A 23,630-nucleotide genomic window follows, 5' to 3' on the forward strand; every position below is an offset into this window, starting at 1 on the left:
TCATCGCCTATAAACGCCTTTTCTCACATCCTTAACGCATCGTCACAAATTCTTCGCTTCCCGTAGGATGAATGGCTACGGTTGCATCGAAGTCAGCTTTAGTGGCTCCCATTTTAATGGCTACTGCGAAGCCTTGAATCATTTCATCAACGCCATATCCAATCCCGTGAAGTCCAACTACTTTTTCATCTTGTCCTGCTGTAATCAGTTTGAAGCTCATTTGTTGGCGATGACTTGTTACTGCTGAATACATTCCAGCAAAAGTTGATAAGTATGTTTTCACGTTTTCTTTCCCATACTCTTTAACGGCTTGTTCTTCACTAAGCCCTACTGTTCCAATGGCTGGGTGTGAAAAAACAACTGTCGGAATCGTTGTGTAGTCCATTTTGGCGTTTGTTTGTCCGTTAAATAAACGTTCTGCTAATGTACGGCCTGCTTTAATCGCTACTGGTGTTAATTCTTTTTCACCAGAAACGTCACCCAGTGCGTACACTCCTTCAGCCGTTGTTTCTTGGTACTCATTCACTTTGATAAATCCACGTTCTGTTAATTCAACACCTGCTGCTTCAAGGTTTAATCCAGCTGTATTTGGAACGCGTCCTGTTGCCCAAATCACTTTTTCAGCAGTGAAACTTGTTCCATCTTCAAATTGAATTTCCACACTATCATTTTCTAATTGAACGAGTTTTTGAGGCACTTTATTAGTATGCAAAGTTGGTCCTGATTTTTCCATTTCCTCAACTAGCACTTCAATAATCGAATGATCGAAGTTACGAAGTGGACGATCGCGGCGAACAAATAGGTCTGTCTTTACGCCTAGAGCATGTAAAACACCCGCAAGTTCTACGGCAATATATCCAGCACCTAAGATGGCTACTGATTGTGGCAACTCATCCCATGCAAATACATCGTCAGAAGTGCCTCCAAGTTCTTTCCCTTCTACATTTGGAATCGCAGGTTTTGCGCCTGTTGCAATCACAATATGTTTTGCACGATACTCTTCCCCATTCACTTCAATCGTGTGGGCATCAACAAAGCTTGCATATCCTTTAATTAAGGTCACGTTGTTACGTTCAAATGTTCCATTATAAGAAGCGCGTGAACGGTCAATATACGCTTCACGATTTTTCTTTAGTGTCTTAAAATCGAATTTTACATTTTCTGCTGTAAATCCATAATCTGGTCCATACGCGTGAATCGCTTCTGCAATTTGCGCTCCATACCACATAATTTTTTTAGGAACACAGCCGATATTTACACAGGTTCCTCCAAGTAAGTTTCCTTCCACTACAGCTACTTTTGCACCATGCATAGCAGCACGATTGGCTGTGGCAATACCACCACTACCGCCACCGATAGAAATTAAATCAAATTCTTTCATTCATTCTTCCTCCTTTTTGTCACATTCATTCTATCAGAACACTTTTGCTTTTGTCTTAAACCCTGCTCATAGAATTAGTTTAGGCACAGAAAAAAATGATTACTTCTAAGCCTTGCGGTTTTATTTTATAATCGCTGTTACGGGGCACCGGACCAAGCCTTAGTCTTGCTCCTTCGAAGCTTCAAACGGGAGTAAGACCAAAGACAAAACAGGACTCACAGTGTGAGTCCTGTTTGCTTTGTAGTCTTACCCCCGCAAGGCTGATTAGGATTAAGCGAATCACAAGTGATGAAGCTTGATTCAATCAGCTACTGCGTCTAACTTTATAAACTGTTTTAACTACGGAACAAGTTCCGACTCCGCGTAGTTCACATTCGATGCGATTCCCGTTACTGCGATTATAAAAATCCGCAGGCTTTTTCGTAATCATTTCTTTAGTGCTATTCATTTTTATGAGACAGAGTTTAAAAATACTCTGATAGAATTATGTGCCCAATAACGGCCTCTTCGCTCCTTACTAATGTGCTAGAACATTATTTCTGTTATTAAGTTTTGGAGCGTAGTGCTGTCTAGTTTGTTCGCTTAGTGCTCAACGATTATAGCTTTTCTAGCCAGATAGCGCAAAGAGTTTGGACAGCTGGGACAACAGTAGTAATCGAACCATGGTTATCGTATGCCTTATACCAGAGTTTGCCAGTTGAATCGAAGGCGTATTGGTACACCACAATCCAGTGATTTTTATACGGGCTACCTAGAGCGGCAGTTGTTCCTACAATAACAGGAACTCCGTCTTCTAGAAGGCTGGGTGTGACTTTTTCACTAAATAAATTAAAGCGTGTCTTATAGCCGTATTTCTTCCACTCGTCATTGAGTCCGCGTTGCACATCCCAATAAAAGGTTCCCCGATATGGGAACGCGTATTCAATGGAAGCTTCCATGCCTTTTAGAAGCTCATCCATCGTTTGTGTCACGACTTCTTCGCGTTTTGCCATCAGTACTGTTAACGCTGCAGCAGCATACGTCCCACAAATTCCTGGCGTCTTTCCATTTACATAAGCTTTAAACGGTTCCATTTCACTTTCAGGAAGACCTGTCCACTCAACAGTCTCTTCTAATGTGTGTTTTTTCTCCCACTTCATTCGCATCCTCCTTATTTTTCAAAATGGTATTCTTTTACTTGTAGATTTTCGTCTAAGTCAAATACAAGCGGTGTTCCAGTTGGGATTTCAAATTTTAAGATTTCGTCTTCACTAAGATTCAATAAATATTTCACTAAACTACGTAGAGAATTTCCATGAGCTACAACAAGAACATTCTTACCGTCTAGTAAATCCACTGCAATCTTATCTTGCCAAATTGGAAGTACGCGTTCTAAAGTTGTTTTCAATGTTTCCCCTTGAGGAAGGTCCTTCACTTGTAAATGTTTGTAGCGTGGGTCTTGGGCTTGTTTAGCGGCTTCTTCCTCACTAAGAAGTGGAGGCATCACGTCATAAGAACGTCTCCAAAGCAACACTTGTTCATCGCCGTATTTTTCACGGGTTTCTTGTTTGTTGAGTCCTTGTAAGGCTCCATAATGGCGTTCATTTAACCGCCAACTCTTCGTCTCTGGTAAATAGTCTTGATTTAATTCAGACAAGACGATATGACCTGTATGGATGGCTCTTTTTAATACGGATAAATATACATGATCAAATTGAATGCCTAATGAGCGTAATACTTTCCCTGCATGATGAGCTTCTTGTTCCCCTTTTTGAGTCAATTCCACATCGCTCCAACCAGTAAATAAATTGAGAGCATTCCATTCACTTTCTCCATGTCGAACAAATACTAATTTCATTTTTATTCCTTCTTTCTGTGAATCTATCTTTATTGTACGCCTGTTTTCTGAAACTTTCAAAGAAGGTTTCCCAACACCTTGCAATTTGCCCTCCCTTATCATTTAGTGGTAAAATAAACTGATATCATTTTCATTAGATTAATTGGTATAAAAATTACCTGAAAGGACCATTATGAAACTACTAACGATTATCGGAAAAATAAAACGATTCTCGAATCAGGACTTAGCGCTATACTTACTCATTATTAGTAGCTTCCTTCCGTTTTATTTATTCCTAACATTGTTTGGCTTATATATCATACTTCTTGCCTTTACCGGGAAATTAACACAAGTTCTAAAAGACCTCGTGTCACACCCATTTTTACTAACATTCATTGGATTTAGCTTTGCCGTTTCGATGGTGTCTGGAAACTATATTGGGGCTGTCATCTCAATTGGCTTTTTGATGTATGCTATATTTTTCAATTATTATCAAAGGCGATTAACACCGGACTTTTTCCATATTGTTCTGCAGACCATCTTACTGCTTAGCATTTTTGCCGCTGGATTTGCATTTTTAGAACATTATGAGATTGTTCATAAATTTAACTACACCTTCCTCTCACCGAAGATGCAAGTATGGCACCAAAACCGTGCCGAAGTAACCTTTTTTAACCCGAATTATTACGGAATCATTTGTTGCTTCTGCATTATGATTGCCTTCTACTTACTTAGCATCACAAAGAGTTGGTTCTGGAAATTCATTGGAGCTGTTGCGATTGGAATTAATCTATTCGGCCTCAGCTTCACTCAAAATAGAACGGCTTTCCCAGCGATTATCTGTGGAGCCATTATTTATCTCTTTACAACGATTCGAAACTCGAAAGCATTCTGGCTTAGTATTGCTGCTTTTGGAATTGGACTGATGTTCCTCTTCTCTAACGATATTGGGGTTCGTATGGGAACTCTTGATTCTTCTATGGAAGAGCGGATTTCGATTTGGAATTCAGGAATGGTTCTCTTTAAACAAAATCCATGGTTTGGCGAAGGTCCTCTAACTTACTTGCACAGTTTTGCAAGAATCGGTGCTCGCTACCATGAACACGCACATAGTTTATATATCGATACACTTTCAAGCTACGGAATTATCGGAACATTGCTTCTTGCAATAGCTTCTTTTAAACCTGTTCGCATGATTTTAGAAATGAGTCGTGATCCAAAGAAACGTCCAATCGTTGGACTCTATGTGTCACTCATCGTTGTACTTTTCGTACACGGCATATTCGATGTGGCCATTCTTTGGGTACAAAGTGCATTCCTATTCTTATTAGTGATGACAAGTATCCCTATGTGGCTAAAACAAGAAGAAAATAAAATGCCTCATGAATAGCAAACAGTAAAACTCCCAACTTTCACTTTCGTGAAGGTTGGGAGTTTTTGTTGCCTTATTTTGTTAAGTTACGGATGTTTTTGAAGATATCTTTATGGTTTTCAATCTTCGTATCATTTCCGATCACGACAAACGCGTTTTGATCCATGATGGCTTTCATCGTTGGAGCGTATGCGCGTACCTTTTCAGGAGTTGCCGCTAAGATTTCATCACGGAACTGTTGCACTTTCTCTTGCGTCAAATGCGTGAAATAACGAGTGAAGGCTACTGCACCTTTTTGAGCAGCTGAAAGTGGACGGTCAATCGTACTGAATGTACCAATCAAGTTCTTTTCAAATTCCGCCTCTGACAAGTTAAAGTTTTCTAAGTACTCCACTTGTCCATCATAACGTTCAAGAGTTTCAACAATATTCGGGTCGCGGTAAGAAAGACCTGCAACGTCCCCTTTATCATTGATGACACTCATACCGCCATACGCCCCCCCTTGAACACGAACCGTATTCCATAAGTAATCGAGTCCTAGAACTGATTTCAAGAATAAGTTCATACCGTTCACTGGAACCCCTAGAAGCGTTTGGTTATATCCTTTTGCGACATAGTTGATTTCTTGGGCTGTCTTGAACCCTTCATTTAAGACTTCCACTGGATTTGTAAAGGCTTGTTTTTCAACTTTGTGATTTCCAAGATGTTTGAAGAAGTCCGCTGATACTTGTTTGAAGTGGTCGAAATCTTCCTTGCTTCCGACAAAGGTTGCCACTAATTGGTCAGTTGTTAAAATCGTTTTTAACACGGCTTTTAAGCGGTCGATAAAGGCTTGAGGTTCTGCGTCAAAACCAGCCGCCACTTCGCAAATAAAGTCATAGTAGTCGATTCCTTCAAGCGATTGTGAGTATTTCGCGCCTTCGTAGTAGTAAGACTCTAAACGACGAAGTGCTGCCACGTGTGAACCATAGTTGAAGTTCATCTCTAAGTCCGCTTTCACATTGAGTAAGAGCTCTTTAATCTTCTCTACATCATCTAAGTTCGAACGATGAACGATTTCTTCAATCAAACTCAAAAGCTGTGGTTGATATTCCGACAAGGCTTTCCCACTCATAGTGAATTTAGGATAGTAGATATTGTCCGCTACGGATTCTGTAATCACTGTCGCGTTAGTGCCGATGCCACCAGTGTAGAAGTCGATTTCTGTGCTGAGTGCTTCATCTGTGAAGTTCTCCGTTCCAACTTCCCCTAACACTTCCGTTAAGAAGGCCACAACTGGAATATCTTCAGTCTTCACGCCTGATAAATCGAAGTAATATTTCACGTAAGAAATGCCTGCTGTGAAGTCTTCATAGTGTAAGAAGGTTGGTTTGCCTTCTTGTTCTTCAACAGTTAGTGGTAATGGCTTCACTTCGCGGTCGATATCTTCAATCGAGAGTTTTGGCAATTTCGCCAAATCTTCTTCCTTGTCAGGAGTTGTTTGACGTTCTAATAATTTTTGAGTTTCTTCAACCAATGCTTCTAATTCTTCGTCACTTAGTGAAGCCTTATAGGCAGCTAAATGTTCTTTTAGCGCTTGGTCTTTACGCTCTAGAAGTCCTGGTTCAGGAGAAAGTGTAATAACTGCTGAGTGCGTATTCTCTAATAGCGTACTTTGAATTAATTTTTCGAAGTATCCATTAGTCATTTCTCTTTGAATCTTATCTAAAATTGGTTGGTACTCAAATGTCTCGAACACATTTCCACCATATAGCCAGCTTGTTAGCGCGTTTAGAGAATACAGAATTCCTTTAGGAGTAGAACCTTCTAAAGCTGTAAGCTCTTTGTATCGGAAAGCTGCTTTGTTTAATGCCGCTTGAATAGCTTTTTGAGGAATTCCTTCTTCAACGAGTCGTTTTAATTCTGTTTCAATAATTGTAATAAATTCTTCTTTTGCAGAAGGATTTGTATCTTTCAGAACAATTTCAAATATAGGTGAATATGTTGCTGCGCCAAAACCACCAGATACATCAGAACCAAGGCCTGATTTCAAAAGTGCTTTTTTAATAGGTGCTGTATTACTTCCTAAAAGAAGTTCGTCTAATACCGCTAAAGCAATTAGCGATTCAGCATTCGTCCCTTTTCCTGCAGCCCAAACATAAGCGAGCAATGTTTTGTTTTCTTCAGATTCTTCTTGAGAAATCGAGAATTTTGCTTCTAATTCATGTCTTTTTTCAAACGGAACTTGTTCAACAGGACCAAAATCATATTCTTTTGGTTCGAACGCATCAAAGTATTCACTTAACTGACCAAAAGCAAGGTCTAAATCTAGATTTCCGTATAATGTTACGCGAGCATTACTTGGATGATAATATTTATCATGGAAATCCACAAATTTCTCTTGTGTTAAGGTTGGGATGCTAGCAGGCATTCCTCCTGAAATATGTTTATACACCGTATCTGGATATAAAGTTGGTTCAATTAAACGATATAATTCTGATTCTGGTTGGGAGAAAGCCCCACGCATTTCGTTATAAACAACGCCTTTATAAATCAGTTCATCGTCTGCATTTTCTAAGTGATAATGCCATCCCTCTTGCATTAAAATTTGAGGATCATGCTTGAAGTTCGGATAGAACACAGCATCTAAATAAACAGACATTAAATTGGTAAAATCTTTTTGATTACGAGAAGATACAGGATAAACTGTTTTATCCGAATAAGTCATCGCATTTAAGAAAGTATTTAGTGATCCTTTTAATAACTCTACAAAAGGTTCTTTCGTTGGATATTTTCTTGATCCATTTAATACTGAATGCTCAATAATATGCGCAATTCCATTATCATCATATGGTGGAGTTCTAAACGCGATATTAAAAGCCTTATTATCGTCTTCGTTCTCTAAATAAAGAACTTCCGCTCCTGTTTTTTCATGTTGATATAAATACCCTACTGAACGGATATCTGGTAAGTCTCTTTTTTCTAATAATTTAAAGCCTTTAAACTCTTTTGGCATAAAATTCCTCCTTCTTCTTAAAAGGTTTTCACTTATTTTAACATTTTTGGTACAAAAAAAGAAGATTAGGGACTGAATTAAGTTGTTTAGCGAAAATGCTGGATTAACAATAAATGAAATCACAAATTTATAGACGTGTGTGTCCATTTATTTACTAGAATATTTTCATATTTTTAAAATGTAACATATATGTTACATTTTACTTTTTTAAGACTTCTTTTCCGTCGAAAATTTACTATTCAAATATTTAATAGAAATTCATTGAACTCATATAATTTTAGTTCAGAATTAAAACGATTCCTCTTTGATTTTGGTAAACTAAGGGGAATATTTTGTTGTGGAAATATCTTTTTCCAATATTTTTTCTATATACGCTCTATTTCCTTGACTAATTATTAGATTTTTATTTATATAAAAATCGCTTCTTTTTATATACTAAAAGTTTACTTTAGGGAATATTTCTTATTTTTGTAAGAAATATTATTTTCAATTTTTTTGAATCTATTTTGTGGTCACCTTCATGAAAATCTCCACATATAGTGTGTTTTTCTAAAATCTATTATTGGTATCTCGCTCTTACCCCTATAAAAATAGAAAAGGAATTAAGCAACCTCCATCGCTTAATTCCTTCAAAAATGTGAGCACTCAAACTTTCTTTCCCTATATACAAAAATCCCTCAATTCACTTATAAGTAAATTGAGGGAGTTTGCTTTTCTATTGCTTGTTTTGTTTTAATTTGTAGGTCGCATATGCTTTTAAAGAAATCGTTCCAAAAATAGCGACGGTTAATAAATTTAGAATACTTGCGATCCAGCCTTGAGTAAATACAATCGTTGTAGAAGACTGATAGAATAAAACATCTAAGGTTGGGGCAATCAACCCAAAGATTGCAATATTCACTGCAGCTTGAACCACGTTAAATCGAATCATATCGTGTTTTGAAAACACTCCTTGTCGAAGGCTATTTCTTCGAATCGCAAATCCAAACGTAAAACCTAACGCAGCTGAACTTATAGCCCAAGAAATCCATAAATGATCTGTATTGATTAAATCAAACAATACATGGCCAGTAAACCCAACAATGGCAGCTGGAAGTGCTCCAGCAACACCAGCAAAGAGCGCAAGGTACCCATATGCCAACTGAATATATACTCCTTCAATCGGTGTTGTAATCGACGTTACGGTCATTAAAGCAGTCATAATTACAATTCCTAAAATTGTATAGACAACTGTTTTTTGTAATCCGTCTTTCACAATCCTCTCCTCCTCTTAATGCGATGTAGGTTCTTCTCCGATAATTCGAACTTCTGGTTCTAGAGAAACTCCATCTTTTTCTAAAATAACTTTTTGAATATGGCGAATTAGATCCATATAATCTGTTGCCGTAGCGTTGTCAATGTTCACGATAAATCCAGCATGTTTATTGGAGACTTGTGCCCCACCAATTTGATATCCTTGTAAGCCAGCGTCTTGAATTAATTTCCCGGTAAAATATCCTTCAGGACGTTTAAAGACACTTCCACATGAAGGATATTCAAGCGGTTGTTTACTTTGACGTAAATGAGTTAATTCTGCAATTTTTTCGTCAATCTCTTCTTGATTCCCTTTATCTAATTGGAATCCCACTTCAATCACTAAATCTCCAGTATTTTGAATGAAACTGTGTCTGTAACTAAACTCTAATTCTTCAGCAGAATACGTCTTTAAGTGGCCTTCTGGAGTAATCACCTCTACGTATTCTACAACTTCACTGACTTCTCCACCATAAGCACCAGCGTTCATATAAATGGCTCCACCTACACTACCTGGAATTCCACAAGCAAATTCCAAACCAGTTAAGCCATTTTTAGCAGCTTCCTTAGAAACGTCAATTAAGGCTACTCCGCCTTCAGCAACAATTTTTGTACCGTCTACTTTTAAATGAGACATATCATTCAACATAATTACAGCACCAGAAATTCCGCCATCTTTAATGATAACATTAGAGGCATTTCCTAAAATTGTCGTCTGAATATTTTGCTCGCGTAACCAATGGGTGACTTCACTTGCTTCTTGTTTATCCTTTGGAAAAATAAGAATTGCAGCATTCCCACCAGTCTTAGTAAATGTATATTTTTTTAGAGGTTCATTGTAAAAAACTTTTACATTCGGAAACTCTTTTGAAAATACTGTATAGTCCATACTATTCTCCTTAATCGTAATCCATTTAATACTACTATTCTAATGAGTTTACGTCAAATGTTAGGAAACCTTGGGGAGCTTTTGCCGTAACAATTCTTTCACAAATCACATGGCTTAACAAGCTACTTTTTGCAGAAACTGGATTTTCTGATTTTGTCTGAACTGCAATGATAAAGCTATGAATAATCGTCTCAAATCCACGTTTGTACAAAGTAGAATCCCAACTCGTAAATCCATCCAAAACATCATCTTGACCTTGAGTAATCACCAAATCCGTTAAGTTTCGAAGAGAATAAGTTCCACTAGGACTTTGCACTTCAATTCTTTCTAAGTTAGCTCCAGAAGTTTCATTGAATTGAACCAAAGCCGTTTCATTTTCATTTTCTAGGTAAACCGTACATTGTTCTAACACTCCATCCTTTTTCTTATAGAAATAAGTACCATTCGTTGGAAGTGAATCCATTAAGTAAAGTGCTGTATCTAAAGGATGAATAAAGACATCAAAGACTCTAGTTCTTGTATCTTGAGAAACAACAGTACAGTTCTTTTCTGCAATAATTCTCTTCTTATCTTCTACACTTTTTAAGACTTCTACTTTAGGAGCAAAACGTCTATTAAATCCAGCCATGATGAAGGTATCGTGTTTTTTTGCTACTTGATATAACTCCAGAGTTTTTTCATAGCTAGGAGCTACCGGTTTATCGATATAAACAGGAATTCCTTTTTCTAAAAATTGTTTTGCCACCTCGAAATGAGCTTTTGTAGACACATGAATAAAGACTCCATCTAAAGGAAATTGCAATAATTCCTCAATCGTATTACAAGGAATACATCTCCCTAATAATTTAGATTCTCGATTCAACACTTCTTGATTTCGAGTACACATATACCATTTGACATTCCCAATCGAACGCATCACCGGTAAGTAAGCTTTTTGACTAATCGCTCCAACACCAACAATCCCAATATTTAACATTCTTTATCCTTCCCATTCTTGTAGTAATTGATGAACCATTTGAGCAGAACGTTTCCCTGCTTGAACGATAAAAGTATCAAAATCAACAGCAGAGGTCCCACGCTCTGGAATATCTGAAATCGCACGAATCACAATAAATGGCACTCCAAATGCGTGACACGCTTGTGCAATCGCTGCCCCTTCCATTTCAGACGCCATGACATCTGGGAAGTGCTTTAAAATATGTGTTCTTTGCTCACGAGTATGGATAAAGCTGTCAGACGAAACGATAAGGCCTGTATGGCTCTTTAAATCCACCTTAGCAATCGCTTGTTCAATGGACGGTAAGAAGTCCTGGTTCATGGCAAAACGCGCTGGCATGCCCGGCATTTGCCCGTATGCGTAATTAAAAGCTGTTACGTCAGCATCGCAGTACGCAAGCTCTGTTCCAATGACGATATCACCAATTTCTAGAGTTGTGCCAAATCCACCAGCAGAACCCGTATTCATCACCAAGTCTACTCCGAAGCGATCGATTAAAATTCCTGCAGCAAGAGCTGACATCACTTTCCCAATCCCGGATTGGACAAGTACGATTGACTTTCCAACAAGTGTCCCTTCAATAAATTCCCAATTGGCAACGGTTGTTTTCTTTTCAATCGTCATCTCTTCTTCGAGCAGACGTTTTTCTTCTTCCATTGCCGCAATAATTCCAAATTTCATTCTTTCACCTCATCATTATCGTTCGATATGTTTCGCCATCAAGACGATATCTTCATATCCATCACCGATTTTTACACCGTTCTTAAGTCGACCTTCTTCTTCAAATCCACACTTTTTATAGAGGCGACGGGCCTTTTTATTGATAGCTACGACCTCAAGTTCAACACGAGAAAGAGTTGAATAATCCCTCACCCAATCAAGCATTTCTTCCATCATCACGGTCGCAATACCTTGCCCCCAATAGGACTTCAATACACTGATTCCTAACTCTCCACGGTGTGAAAATTTAGGATGTAAGCTACCAGCAATCGAACCGACCGCTATAATCTCGTCTCCATCTTTTGCTAGTAACATATATTGATTTTCGTTTTCGTAGAGCGATTCAATAAACAATTCTTCTTGAGCGATAGAATATCTCAACCCTTCAGCTCCAAAAGAGAGAAAGTCTGTTTCGCTTCCTACTTTTTTACTGTAATCTAATAACGCTTTGGCATCGTCTTTGACTGGAAGTGCGAATGTGATTTCTCTTTCTTTACTCATCTGTTGCCTCCAATTTGTTGATAAATTCTTCGTACTCTTTTCCGTGTGGTATTAGACGAATCACACGTTCAGACTCGCCGTCTCCTACACGGTCGATTTTCACCTTTAAGAACGTTGAAGGAAGTTCATCTTCAATATACTGCGCCCATTCAACGACGCACACGCCACCCGCATAGAAGTACTCTTCAAGCCCTACTTCACTGGCGCCACCACTTTCTTCAATACGATACATGTCCATATGAAATAGCGGCAGTCTTCCTTTACGATACTCGCGAATCAATGTATACGTTGGGCTTTTAATCACACGGTCGATGCCTAAGCCAACAGCTATTCCTTTGGTAAGAGTCGTCTTTCCAGCGCCTAAATCGCCTTCTAGGATTACACAGCTATTTTCAAATAACTCTTCGCCTAGACGCTTGCCTAGTGCCATTGTCTCCTCTTGTGATGTTGTATGTACTTCAAACATGATGATACTCCTTCAACCTTATCTCATTGTCTTGCATAAAAAAAGAGCCAAGACAAACTGTCTTAGCTCATTATAGCATATTTCGCTTATTTTAGAACGCGTCCTAAAAATTCTTTTGTACGGTCCACTTGTGGGTTTTCAAAGATTTGTTCTGGAGTACCTTCTTCTGCGATAACCCCTTTATCCATGAAGACAACACGGTCACTCACTTCTTTGGCAAATCCCATTTCGTGCGTTACAACAATCATTGTTAGCCCTGTGTGCGCTAAGCTTTTCATTGTTTCTAATACTTCGTTAACCATTTCTGGGTCAAGTGCTGACGTTGGTTCGTCGAAAAGCAATACATCTGGTTGCATCGATAATGCACGCGCGATAGCCACACGTTGTTTTTGACCACCTGATAATTGACGAGGTTTTGCATTGATATACGCAGACATTCCTACTTTTTCAAGGAATTCTTTTGCGATTTTTTCTGCTTCCTCTTTTGATTTTTTCAACACTTTCATAGGTCCAACAATACAGTTTTCTAACACGTTTAAGTTGTTAAATAAGTTAAATTGTTGGAATACCATTCCTACGTGAGTACGGTATTCGTAAATGCTCTTGTCATGTTCTAAAATGTTTTGGCCATTGTAGTAGATTTCGCCTGAAGTTGGTTTTTCGAGTAAGTTGACACAACGTAAAAGTGTTGATTTCCCAGAACCACTTGATCCGATAATCGTTACTACTTCCCCTTGTTTTACTTCAAAAGAAATATCTTTAAGAACTTCATTAGTACCGAAAGTTTTACTTAAGTTTTGAATGGAAATTACTGCTTCGCTCATTATGCATTTCCTTTCTGTCTAGTTTTTTCTTCGACTGCTGACATTGAATTTGAGTTTAATGGATCTGAATAAATCACTTCATAGTTATCTGGACCATCTAATTTACGCTCGAAGTAACGTAAGATACGAGTCACTGTGAATGTCATGATGAAGTATAAAATTAATGTGACAAAGAATGTATCAAAGTAACGGAAGTTTTGTCCCGCAACTGTTTTTGTCGCAAAGTACAATTCTGAAACTGAAATTACGTTCAATACAGAAGTATCTTTGATGTTGATAACGAACTCATTCCCTACTGCTGGAAGGATGTTACGAAGTACTTGTGGGAAAACAACATAGCGCATTGTTTGCCAGTGAGTCATCCCGATAGCTTGGCTGGCTTCAAATTGTCCTTGGTCGATAGAAATAATCCCACCACGAACGATTTCTGACATATAAGCCCCTGTATTAATCGATACGATGAAAATCGCAGCGAATGTAACATCTAAGTTAATTCCAAACATTAATGCTGTTCCGTAGTAAATTACCATCGCTTGTACGATCATCGGTGTTCCACGGAAGAACTCTGTATAGCAGTTTAAAATGATAACTGCAATTTTTAAAAGGATACGTTTAGGTCCTTTTTCTGGTAGTGGAATTGTTTTAACAAATCCGATGAACATCCCGATTAATGTCCCGATAATTGTACCAATAATTGAAATATATAGTGTAATCCAGGCACCTGTTAAAAACATTTGCCAGTTCTGTTGAATGATTTTTACAATCCAATCAATACTCATTTATTTTCCTACTTTCTATATTTTGTGTATGTATACGCCACACAATGTGGCGGTGTGTTATGTTTGCTTTTTGTATTTAGCGAGTGCCCCTGCGCAGTGGTGTAGTTGAGCTCGCAATCACCCAACATTCACACAGTGAATATTGGCTGAACGCTTTTCCTCACATCCTGTAGTTGAACTCGGGCTCACAGGACTGACGTCCACTTCCTGATATGTCCGCACGACTTGTCCCAAGTCCTTTGCGTCATATCAGTCCAGTGATTCAGTCCTGACCGTTCGCCCTCGTATCCTGTTTATTCTGCTGCAGGCTGATTCTTAATAGCTTCTTCCATGATTTTTTGACGTTCTTCGCTAGAGATTGTTTTTAATGCTTCGTTGATTTCTTTTGTTAGTGAGCTATCTTTTCTCACACCAACAGCTGTTTGTGTGTCTTCTGGTGATGTTTTGAATCCATCTGTTAATTTAACCATTACGAAGTCACTGTTTGCTGCTTGAGCTGAAATTGCTTCTGGTAATTCAGAAACGTAAGCGTCAATTGTTCCAGATTGTAAAGCTACACGCATTGCTGGGAAGTTATCCATCGCAGTTTGTTTGTCGACACCAGGAATTTGGTCGATTACTGAGTAGTGGAAAGTATTTAATTGAGCTGTTACTTTAGCACCAGAGAAATCCGCTAATGAAGTAGCATTTGCATATTTAGAACCTTTTTTAACAACTAATACTAATTGTGAATCATAGTAAGAATCAGTAAAGTCGATTGTTGCTTTACGCTCTTCAGTAGGACTCATACCAGCAATGATTGCATCTATTTTACTTGAAACAAGAGCTGGTGTTAAGCCATCCCACTCCGTTTTAACAATAACTAATTCTTTTCCTAATTGTTTAGCTACACGTTTTGCGATTTCAACGTCATAACCACCAGCGTATTGGTCTGTCCCTTGAATTTTTACCGCACCGTTTGAATCGTCGTTTTGAGTCCAGTTAAATGGTGGATAACCAGCTTCCATCCCTACCACTAATTGGTTTTGATTGGCTGTTCCTTGACTAACAGGGGTTCCACACGCTGCTAATCCTACTGTCATTGCTAAAGCTGCAATTGCGCCTAAAATTTTTTTCATTTTCTTTCTCTCCTTCTCGATTATCAAACCGGTTCACTCATCACACACAAAAAAGGAACCACGAACAAAAGCCGTGATTCCCCATAAAAAAAGTCATAAGTAGTCATTCTTTTGCCCGGTAATTGATTGCACTTCATGAGTATCTGGGCAGATATCATGACAGTGACTGACCTATTATGACCAGCCCCCAACGTTTTCACGTTTCGGCGAAATCCCCTTTCCAGTTTCCTGTACTCTTGTCATCCGCACCTCAGTTCAATAACCATTTGATTTAATTGTTGAACATAAATTAACACATAATTTTTTGAAAGTCAACCCCTATATTTACATTTTTTGAAAATAACTATCAAAACTCCTTTTTATCTCCTCCACCTTCTCTAACATTATGCCTCAGAAAAGCATTATATATTAGTCGATGAAGCAACAGATATATTAATTACGGAAAATCCGCAAGGATTTGGAGTAATTACTGTCTCCTTTCCCCCTCCACTATCAGGTTGCCTTAGAAATGACTGTTTTTTTTGCACTAAAAATTAAATGATTACGAAGGAACTTCGAGTTTCTATAATCGCAGTGGTGGGGAATCGTATTAAATGCGAATTAAAGGGAGTTAGGAATTTATTCCTTACTCCCTTTTTGAGGCTTTAAAGGCGCAAGACCAAGGCTTGCGCCGGTACCCCACTACAGCGATTAAAAAGAAACCGAAGGTTCCGAAGTAATCATTAATTATCTTTTAAGCACAAAAAAGAGTGCCTCATTTCTGAGGCACCCTGTTAGATGAATTATTTATTCACGTTTTCCCATTGCCAGCTCACAACTTCAGGAATATCTTCCCCGTGTTCGCGGATGTAGCTGTGGTGGAATTCCACAGTTTCGTCCATTTTCGCAGCAAATTCGCTAGCTTTGTCGCCGTATACAGCAACTGCAGCGTCTTTAGCAACGTGGAATCGGTCCATTTCAGATAACACACGCATATCGAATGGAGTTGTGATATCTCCGTTTTCACGGTATCCGTGGATATGAACATTATGATTGTTGCGATCGAAGAATAAATCACGAATCATACCTTCATAACCGTGGAAGCAGAATACAACTGGTTTATCAGTAGTAAATAATTTATCAAATTCTTCGTCAGATAAACCACGTGGGTCCACTTTTGGAGAACGTAATTTCAAGATATCTACTACGTTAATGAAGCGAATCTTCAATTCTGGGAATTGTTTGTGCAAGATTGAAATACCTGCTAATGCTTCTAAGTTAGGTTCAGTACCTGCAGCAGCAATTACTACGTCTGGTTCTTCTCCTTCTTTCACTGTTGAAGCCCAATCAATTACTTTGTAACCTTCACGTACTAATTCTTTAGCTTCTTCTACTGAGTAGAATTGTGGACGTGGGTGTTTTGAAGAAACGATTAAGTTAATTTTATCTTCTGAACTTAAAGCTTCAGCCATAACAGCCATCAAGCTGTTTGTATCCGCCGGTAAGTATTCACGAACGAATTCTGGTTTTTTCTCAGCTAAGTGTGTTAATAAACCTGGATCTTGGTGAGTATATCCATTATGGTCTTGTTGGAACACTGTTGATGTTGCAATCAAGTTTAATGATGGATAGTTTTTACGCCATGGAGCGTGAGTTTTAGCTTTACGTAACCATTTGAAGTGTTGAGTAATCATTGAGTCCACTACACGTAAGAATGATTCGTAAGATGCGAAGAATCCGTGACGGCCTGTTAATACATAACCTTCTAAGAAACCTTCTGCTTGGTGTTCTGATAATTGTGAGTCGATAACACGACCAACTGGTGAAATCCATTCATCGTAGCTTTCGTCACGACGACCAACCCATTGACGGTTCGTTGCTTTGAAGACTTCGTTTAGACGGTTAGATTTAGTTTCGTCTGGTCCAAAGATACGGAAGTTATCTGGGTTTGCTTTTACTAAGTCAGCAGCAAATTTACCAAATTCAATCATATCTTGTTTTTGGATAGCACCTGGTTTAGATGTATCGATGGCATGTTTAGTCCAATCAGTAATTTCCATTGGTTTTACAACCCCTGCGTTAGTGATTGGGTTCATGCTCATACGACGTGGGCCTTTTGGAGAAATTGCAGCAATTTCTTCTACTAATTTACCATTTTCATCGAATAATTCTTCTGGACGGTATGATTTCAACCAGTCTAATAAGCTATCGATGTGTTCCATAGCTTCTCCAGATACTGGAATTGGAACTTGGTGAGCACGGAATCCGCCTTCGATTGGTTCATGGTTCCATTCTTTTGGACCTGTCCAACCTTTAGGAGTACGTACTACTAATACTGGCCAATGTGGCATTGTAGCTTCTTCGGCGCTCTTAGCACGAGCTACTTTTTGAATTGCTTGAATTTTTTCAATTGCTTCATCTAATTTAGCAGCCATTAATGGGTGAACTTTTTCAGAATCTGTTCCTTCTACGAAGATTGGATCCCATCCTAAACCATTGAAGAATTGTGTTAACTCTTCATCTGTACGACGAGCTAAAATAGTTGGGTTGTGGATTTTACCACCGTTTAAGTAAAGGATTGGTAAAACTGCACCATCGTTTACTGGGTTGATAAATGTGTTTGAGAACCAACCAGCTGCTAAAGGACCAGTTTCTGCTTCTCCGTCACCAATAACTGCTGCTGCAATTACGTTAGGATTATCTAAAACAGCACCTGTAGCATGTGATAATGAGTAACCTAATTCTCCACCTTCGTGAATTGAACCAGGAGTTTCTGGAGCCGCGTGAGACGCAATTCCTCCAGGGAATGAGAAGATTTTACATAATTGTTTGAACCCTGCTTCATCTTGAGTGATTTGTGGGTATAACTCTGTGTAAGATCCATCTAAGTAAGAGTTAGAAACCATTACTTGTCCACCGTGACCTGGTCCTTCAATGTAGAACATATCTAAATCATATTTATTAATAGCACGGTTTAAGTGCGCATAAATAAAGTTTTGTCCTGCGATTGTTCCCCAGTGTCCGATTGGATGAAGTTTAACGTCTTCTTTTTGGATTGGACGACGTAAAAGTGGGTTATCTTTTAAGTACATTTGAGCTACTGAAATGTAGTTCGCTGCACGCCACCAAGCATCCACCTTTGCTAAGTATTCTGGTGTATCAAATTGTGTCATGTATTTTCTTCCCTTCTTGTTTTTGGTTTCCTAAAAAATCAGAAAAGCCGATTCAAAAAATTATCATTTTTTAATCGACAAGTATCTACCATAGCCTGTAGCCTCTGTCAAGAAGAAGCATTAGAACCTTCAGAAAATACATTAGTTTTCTTTGTTTTGTAGGAAATATTCCTGTTTTCGAAACGGTTATTTAGAAATCGAAAACGTTCATAACCACATTTATTTGACTGTTTTATCTCGATTTTTTGATCATTTAATTCATCGAGCACTCTATATTACCATTTTTTATGTTCATTCCGCAATAAAACGTTCATAAAAAGTATGATAGGATCAAAAAAATCCGAGGTTTCCACCCCGGATTTTCCATATAATAAGGTTCAAACAGATCTTTATTTAAAATATTGAAGAAACTCTCCGTAACCTTCTTCTTCGAGTTTATCAACTGGGACAAAGCGAAGAGACGCTGAATTAATGCAATAACGTAGTCCACCTAATTCTTTTGGACCGTCTTCAAAGACGTGTCCTAAATGTGAATCTGCTTGTCCACTTCTTACTTCAGTTCTTTTACGGCTTAGTTTGTAATCTTCTTTCTCCGTTAGAGTTGTATTTTCAATTGGTTTTGAAAATGATGGCCAACCACATCCTGCATCAAATTTATCCTTTGAGCTAAAAAGTGGTTCACCACTGACGATATCTACATAGATTCCTTCTTCGTAGAAATCATCATATTCTCCTGAGAAAGGTCTTTCTGTGGCTTCATTTTGAGTCACTTCGTATTGAATTTCTGTTAATCGTTTTTTTAGTTCTTCTTTTGAAAATTCCATCGTGGTCTCTCCTATTCAAATTGTTGTCGTTTCGTTTGATGCGGATCTTGAATTCTCTTGAAGAGATGTTCCAAGTCCTTATTCGTTAAATGAACGAGTACGGGTCTACCGTGCGGACAGTTATATGGATTTTTACATTTGGCTAAATCCACTAATAACTGACGTGCTTCCCACTCACTTAAATGATGGTTGGCTTTAATCGAACCTTTACAACTCATCATAATGGCTGTTGCTTCTCTTAATTTAGCAACCGTAATCTTTTCGTCAGCCAAGATAAAGTCGATAATTTCTTCGATAATCGCCTTCTCCTGTCCCTTTTTAATCCATGCTGGATGCGATTGAATTTGGAAGGTATTTTGTCCAAATGGCTCCATCTCAATTCCAAACTCTTCAACAAAAGATAAACGTTCTTCCAATTTCACACTATCTTTTTTCGAAAACTCTAGTAATATCGGAACCATTAGTGGTTGACTCACTCTTCCTACTTGACCAATCTCCACTTTGAACTGTTCATATTTAATCCGTTCTTGGGCGGCATGTTGGTCAATCATATACAAGCCTTTTTCGTTTTGCGCGAATAAATAAGTTCCATGCATTTGTCCAAAATAATGTAATTCTGGGAATTCCTTTTCAAAAGGTTGTGTATCGATTTTCTCAGCCAATTTTAAGTAGTCTGCATGTTCATCGTGGCTGTCCAAGAGTTCTTCTTGCTCGACAGGTTCATCTGCCTGACTTACTTTTAGAGGCGCATCATCGGCTGGTAGAACTTCCACTTCTTCTCTTACATTTTCTGAATAAGAAGGTGTTTCCACGCGAGTAGACTCCACAATAGGTGTCTTCAATTGCCACTCCAAAGTTTGTTGGACTGGTTTTGTAGCCTCTACGCGGTTTTCTTTGCGTTTGAAGGATAAGTCTTCAATCGATTCAGGAATGCGTTGTACGCCTTGTATCGCCTCTCTAATGGCCTTTTGAATCACCTGTGAGAGTTCTTGTTCCTTACTGATTCGAACTTCTTGTTTCGTTGGATGCACGTTCACATCAACGAGTTGTACGTCCATTTCAATCGAAATAATCGTAATCGGGAATCGTCCCACCATTAATGTGGATCCGTATCCTAATGTAATGGCCTTTGCAATCGCCATATTACGGATTGGACGTCCATTAATGAAAATCGATAAGTAATTGCGGTTTGAACGAGTGAGTTCTGGGAGCGACGTATATCCTGATACTTTGAAATCTTCGTCTTCTCCACTAAAAGGTAACATCTTACGAGCATTTACGGGTCCAATATTTCCAGCGACTGCTTGCAGCAACTCACCCTTCCCAGAAGTTTGCAATAACAGATTGCCGTCATTTTTCAAAATAAAGGCAATTTCTGGGTGACTGAGAGATGCTTTACTCACCACATCCGTAATATGAGCTAACTCCGTCTGCAATGTACGAACGAATTTCAACCGTGCCGGTGTATTATAAAACAAATCTTCAACTAAGAATGTCGTTCCTTTTAACGGAGGAACGGTCTTTTCTTCTTTAATTTCACCAGACTCAATCTTCAACTCCACGCCGCTGTCTTCACCGGTAGAAGTCGTCAGCGTCACTTTCGATACGGCCGTAATACTCGCTAAGGCTTCACCGCGGAACCCAAGCGTACGGATTCTAAAGAGTTGTTCCGGCGAATAAAGTTTACTCGTTGTATGACGTTTAATCGACATACGAGCATCCTCTTTCGTCATCCCACTTCCGTTATCTTGAATGCGAATCTTGCGAAGACCACTCTCTTCGATTTCAATCTCGATACGAGTACTGCCAGCATCAATCGCGTTTTCGAGCAATTCCTTCACCACAGAAGAAGGACGTTCGATGACTTCCCCTGCTGCGATTTGGTTTGTCAGTAATGGACTTAATTCTTTAATGGTTCCCATACACTACTCACCCTTTTCTATTTGTTGCCATTTATACAGGATGTTCATTGCATCCATTGGCGTCATACTCATTAAGTTTAATCCTTTAAGCTCATGAACCCATTCAGGTACCGACGCTGTTTCTTCTTCAAAGAGAGATACTTGTTCCACGAAGGTGATATTTTCATTAGCAGCCCCTTTAGCTTCTAAATGATTTAAAATCGTTCTGGCATTTTTCAATAGCTCTGTTGGAAGTCCAGCCAGCTTCGCCACATGAATTCCGTAACTCTTATCAGCAGGACCTTCTAATACTTTATGCAAGAAGACCACTTCGCCATTTTCTTCAACGGCTCCCACATGCACATTGCGTAAATCTGCATATTTCTCGCTGAGTCTTGTTAACTCATGGTAATGCGTTGAGAATAATACTTTTGCAGATAAATGCTCGTGAATATATGTGATGATGGCTTCAGCGAGCGCCATTCCATCATAAGTAGCCGTTCCACGTCCGATTTCGTCAAACAATAGCAAGCTTGTTTCATCGGCATTTCGAAGTGCATGGTTTGTCTCCATCATCTCTACCATGAATGTACTTTGTCCAGAAATTAAATCATCAGCAGCCCCAATACGGGTAAAGATTTTCGTAAAGACTGGAATCGTTGCACTCTTAGCAGGTACAAAACATCCGATTTGCGCTAAGATCACACAGAGCGCTAATTGTCTCATGTAAGTCGATTTACCGGACATATTCGGCCCAGTAATGAGAAGAATATGCTCGTCTGGACTCATTGAAATGCTATTTGGAACATACGTTGATTGTCCCATCACCTTTTCAACAACCGGATGGCGACCATCCTCAATCCAGAGTCTACGGTTCTTCATTGAAATCGTAGGCTTCACCAGGTGATAACGTTCGCTCACCACACTGAACGCTTGTAAGACGTCTATCGTTGCGACCGTCTTTGCCAATTGTTGCAACTCGGCCGTATAATGTTTCACCTGTTCACGCACTTCTACGAATAATTGATATTCGAGTGCACTTGATTTTTCTTCCGCTTCTAGAATGAGCGTTTCTTTTTCTTTTAATTCAGGCGTAATAAAACGTTCCGCATTCGCCAGCGTTTGTTTACGCTCATAGCGGCTACTATCGAGTTTCGATAGATTTGATTTTGTCACTTCGATATAGTACCCAAACACCTTGTTGAAACTAATCTTCAATGAACTGATGCCTGTTTGCTCACGTTCTTGTTGTTGGAGAGAAGCAATCCATTCTTTTCCGTGTTTCATCGTATCGCGGTACGTATCGAGTGTCGCGTTATATCCTGAACGGATAATATTTCCATCTGAAATCGTCAGTGGCGCATCTTCGTCGATGGCACGGTCGATTAAATCGTATAACTCAGGAATGTCGAATAAGTTTTCTCCAAGAGCGCTCCATGCCTCTGAGTCCAAGCTATCCACAATCGATTTAAAGATTGGTACTTGACTAAGTGTTTGTTTAAGTTGCAAGAGGTCTCGTGCATTGGCGGTTCCAAATGACACTTTTCCCACGATTCTTTCTAAGTCGTACACACGTTTCAATGTTTCGATGAAGTCTGTACGCTCGAAGTAATGTTGGTTCAATGTTTCTACTAATGCATGGCGTTTTTGAATCGCTCCTTCTAATACAAGTGGTTTTTCAAGCCATTGTTTGAGGAGACGTCCACCCATCGCCGTTTGCGTCTCGTCTAAGAACCAGAATAGTGACCCATGTTTTTGGTTGGAACGGATTGTCGTCGTTAATTCTAAGTTACGTTTTGTCTCATAATTCATTGAGAGATAGAACTCGCTTTGATATGCTTGTGCTTTTTGTAAGTGCGAGAAACTTCTCTTTTGAGTCAGTTTCAAATAACTTAATAGATTTTGTACGCATCGAACGGAAGCTTCATCTTCTAGTTCTGAGACTAAGTCTGTGCAGTCTTCTGCATTAATTTCATCTTTTTCAATCGTTGAAATCAAGATTTGCATGCTTGTAAACAGATGGCGAAGTTCTTCTGTCACATCACTATCGACAAGAACGACTTCACGGCATAGTAAACTTGAGCATTCGCTACGCACTTCTTCTAAGTTTTCAAGTTGTGTCACTTTTAATTCCCCAGTTGACACATCCACATATGAGAGTGCATATCGTTTCCCAACAAGCGGTAAAATCGATACTAAATAATGGTTTTGATTTTGCGCTTGATATTCTGTATAGGTCCCAGGCGTCAAGACTTGAACAACGTCTCTCTTCACCATTCCCTTTGTAAGCTTTGGATCTTCCAACTGCTCACAAATGGCTACTTTCTTTCCAAGTTCAATCAGCGTTTTTATATATTCTTTTGCGGCATGATGAGGAACCCCACACATTGGAATTGGGTCCTCAGCATTTTTATTTCGACTGGTTAGTGTAATTTCGAGAAGTCGTGCTGCTTCAATCGCATCATCATAAAACAATTCATAAAAATCACCTAGTCGATAAAACAATAAGCAATCAGGATATTTTTCTTTAATCGAAAAATACTGTTGCATCATCGGTGTGTGTTTCGTTTTTTGTGGCATTTCGGACTCTCTTTCTAATCTT

The 23,630-nt window shown here is 38.8% G+C and carries 17 protein-coding genes, 1 pseudogene and 1 riboswitch; of the genes and pseudogenes, 1 reads left to right on the forward strand and 17 read right to left on the reverse strand.

Translation table 11 applies throughout. The features are described 5' to 3' along the window. Window positions 1-31 precede the first annotated feature (31 nt). From gorA to gpmA, 3 genes are all read right to left on the reverse strand, one after another. Window positions 32-1,381: a glutathione-disulfide reductase gene (gene gorA, locus HMPREF3103_RS07295; protein ID WP_049554674.1), complete on the reverse strand. Its 1,350-nt coding sequence runs from the start codon at window positions 1,379-1,381 to the stop codon at window positions 32-34. 596 nt (window positions 1,382-1,977) lie between these two features. Continuing rightward, complete coding sequence (locus HMPREF3103_RS07300) at window positions 1,978-2,520, reverse strand: cysteine peptidase family C39 domain-containing protein (RefSeq protein WP_070438757.1); 543 nt, start codon at window positions 2,518-2,520, stop codon at window positions 1,978-1,980. A gap of 11 nt (window positions 2,521-2,531) precedes the next feature. Further along, window positions 2,532-3,218: a 2,3-diphosphoglycerate-dependent phosphoglycerate mutase gene (gene gpmA / locus HMPREF3103_RS07305; protein ID WP_070438912.1), complete on the reverse strand. Its 687-nt coding sequence runs from the start codon at window positions 3,216-3,218 to the stop codon at window positions 2,532-2,534. Window positions 3,219-3,390: 172 nt separating this feature from the next. On the opposite strand from gpmA, the gene HMPREF3103_RS07310 reads away from it, so the two are divergent. Then, a complete protein-coding gene (locus tag HMPREF3103_RS07310) occupies window positions 3,391-4,587 on the forward strand; it encodes an O-antigen ligase family protein (RefSeq protein WP_070438759.1) in 1,197 nt (398 codons plus the stop codon). 55 nt (window positions 4,588-4,642) lie between these two features. On the opposite strand, the gene HMPREF3103_RS07315 is transcribed toward HMPREF3103_RS07310, so the two are convergent. From HMPREF3103_RS07315 to mutS, 14 genes and pseudogenes are all read right to left on the reverse strand, one after another. Next, on the reverse strand, window positions 4,643-7,564 hold the full coding sequence (locus HMPREF3103_RS07315) for an insulinase family protein (protein WP_070438762.1): 2,922 nt from the start codon (window positions 7,562-7,564) through the stop codon (window positions 4,643-4,645). Window positions 7,565-8,279: 715 nt separating this feature from the next. Beyond that, a complete protein-coding gene (locus tag HMPREF3103_RS07320) occupies window positions 8,280-8,819 on the reverse strand; it encodes an ECF-type riboflavin transporter substrate-binding protein (RefSeq protein WP_083278765.1) in 540 nt (179 codons plus the stop codon). A 15-nt stretch (window positions 8,820-8,834) separates the two neighbouring features. Beyond that, on the reverse strand, window positions 8,835-9,746 hold the full coding sequence (gene murB / locus HMPREF3103_RS07325) for a UDP-N-acetylmuramate dehydrogenase (RefSeq protein ID WP_070438768.1): 912 nt from the start codon (window positions 9,744-9,746) through the stop codon (window positions 8,835-8,837). A gap of 34 nt (window positions 9,747-9,780) precedes the next feature. Beyond that, window positions 9,781-10,722, reverse strand: a complete 942-nt coding sequence (locus HMPREF3103_RS07330; RefSeq protein ID WP_070438771.1) for a Gfo/Idh/MocA family protein — start codon at window positions 10,720-10,722, stop codon at window positions 9,781-9,783. A 3-nt stretch (window positions 10,723-10,725) separates the two neighbouring features. After that, window positions 10,726-11,424 carry a 5'-methylthioadenosine/adenosylhomocysteine nucleosidase gene (locus HMPREF3103_RS07335; protein WP_070438774.1) on the reverse strand — a complete coding sequence of 233 codons (699 nt, stop codon included), beginning with the start codon at window positions 11,422-11,424 and terminating at the stop codon, window positions 10,726-10,728. 15 nt (window positions 11,425-11,439) lie between these two features. Beyond that, on the reverse strand, window positions 11,440-11,964 hold the full coding sequence (locus HMPREF3103_RS07340) for a GNAT family N-acetyltransferase (protein ID WP_070438777.1): 525 nt from the start codon (window positions 11,962-11,964) through the stop codon (window positions 11,440-11,442). Beyond that, window positions 11,957-12,430 carry a tRNA (adenosine(37)-N6)-threonylcarbamoyltransferase complex ATPase subunit type 1 TsaE gene (tsaE, locus tag HMPREF3103_RS07345; RefSeq protein ID WP_070438785.1) on the reverse strand — a complete coding sequence of 158 codons (474 nt, stop codon included), beginning with the start codon at window positions 12,428-12,430 and terminating at the stop codon, window positions 11,957-11,959. Before tsaE ends, HMPREF3103_RS07340 begins: the two co-directional genes overlap by 8 nt. Before the next feature lie 86 nt (window positions 12,431-12,516). Beyond that, window positions 12,517-13,254 carry an amino acid ABC transporter ATP-binding protein gene (locus HMPREF3103_RS07350; RefSeq protein WP_070438787.1) on the reverse strand — a complete coding sequence of 246 codons (738 nt, stop codon included), beginning with the start codon at window positions 13,252-13,254 and terminating at the stop codon, window positions 12,517-12,519. Next, window positions 13,254-14,018 (reverse strand): annotated as a pseudogene (locus HMPREF3103_RS07355) (amino acid ABC transporter permease); the annotation flags it as partial. The gene HMPREF3103_RS07350 and the pseudogene HMPREF3103_RS07355, both read right to left, overlap by 1 nt. A 308-nt stretch (window positions 14,019-14,326) precedes the next feature. Next, window positions 14,327-15,151, reverse strand: a complete 825-nt coding sequence (locus HMPREF3103_RS07360; protein WP_070438790.1) for a transporter substrate-binding domain-containing protein — start codon at window positions 15,149-15,151, stop codon at window positions 14,327-14,329. Between the two features lie 118 nt (window positions 15,152-15,269). Beyond that, a riboswitch (Lysine riboswitch) is annotated at window positions 15,270-15,413 on the reverse strand. A 520-nt stretch (window positions 15,414-15,933) separates the two neighbouring features. Then, window positions 15,934-18,303, reverse strand: a complete 2,370-nt coding sequence (locus tag HMPREF3103_RS07365; protein ID WP_070438792.1) for a phosphoketolase family protein — start codon at window positions 18,301-18,303, stop codon at window positions 15,934-15,936. 389 nt (window positions 18,304-18,692) lie between these two features. Next, window positions 18,693-19,127 (reverse strand): peptide-methionine (R)-S-oxide reductase MsrB, encoded by a 435-nt coding sequence (gene msrB, locus HMPREF3103_RS07370; protein WP_070438795.1) that lies wholly within the window; start codon window positions 19,125-19,127, stop codon window positions 18,693-18,695. 11 nt (window positions 19,128-19,138) lie between these two features. After that, window positions 19,139-21,049, reverse strand: a complete 1,911-nt coding sequence (mutL, locus tag HMPREF3103_RS07375) for a DNA mismatch repair endonuclease MutL (protein WP_070438797.1) — start codon at window positions 21,047-21,049, stop codon at window positions 19,139-19,141. A gap of 3 nt (window positions 21,050-21,052) precedes the next feature. Then, window positions 21,053-23,608, reverse strand: a complete 2,556-nt coding sequence (mutS, locus tag HMPREF3103_RS07380) for a DNA mismatch repair protein MutS (protein ID WP_070438802.1) — start codon at window positions 23,606-23,608, stop codon at window positions 21,053-21,055. Between the last annotated feature and the right edge of the window lie 22 nt (window positions 23,609-23,630).

The organism is Granulicatella sp. HMSC30F09, assembly GCF_001806915.1.
Lineage (GTDB): Bacteria > Bacillota > Bacilli > Lactobacillales > Aerococcaceae > Granulicatella > Granulicatella adiacens.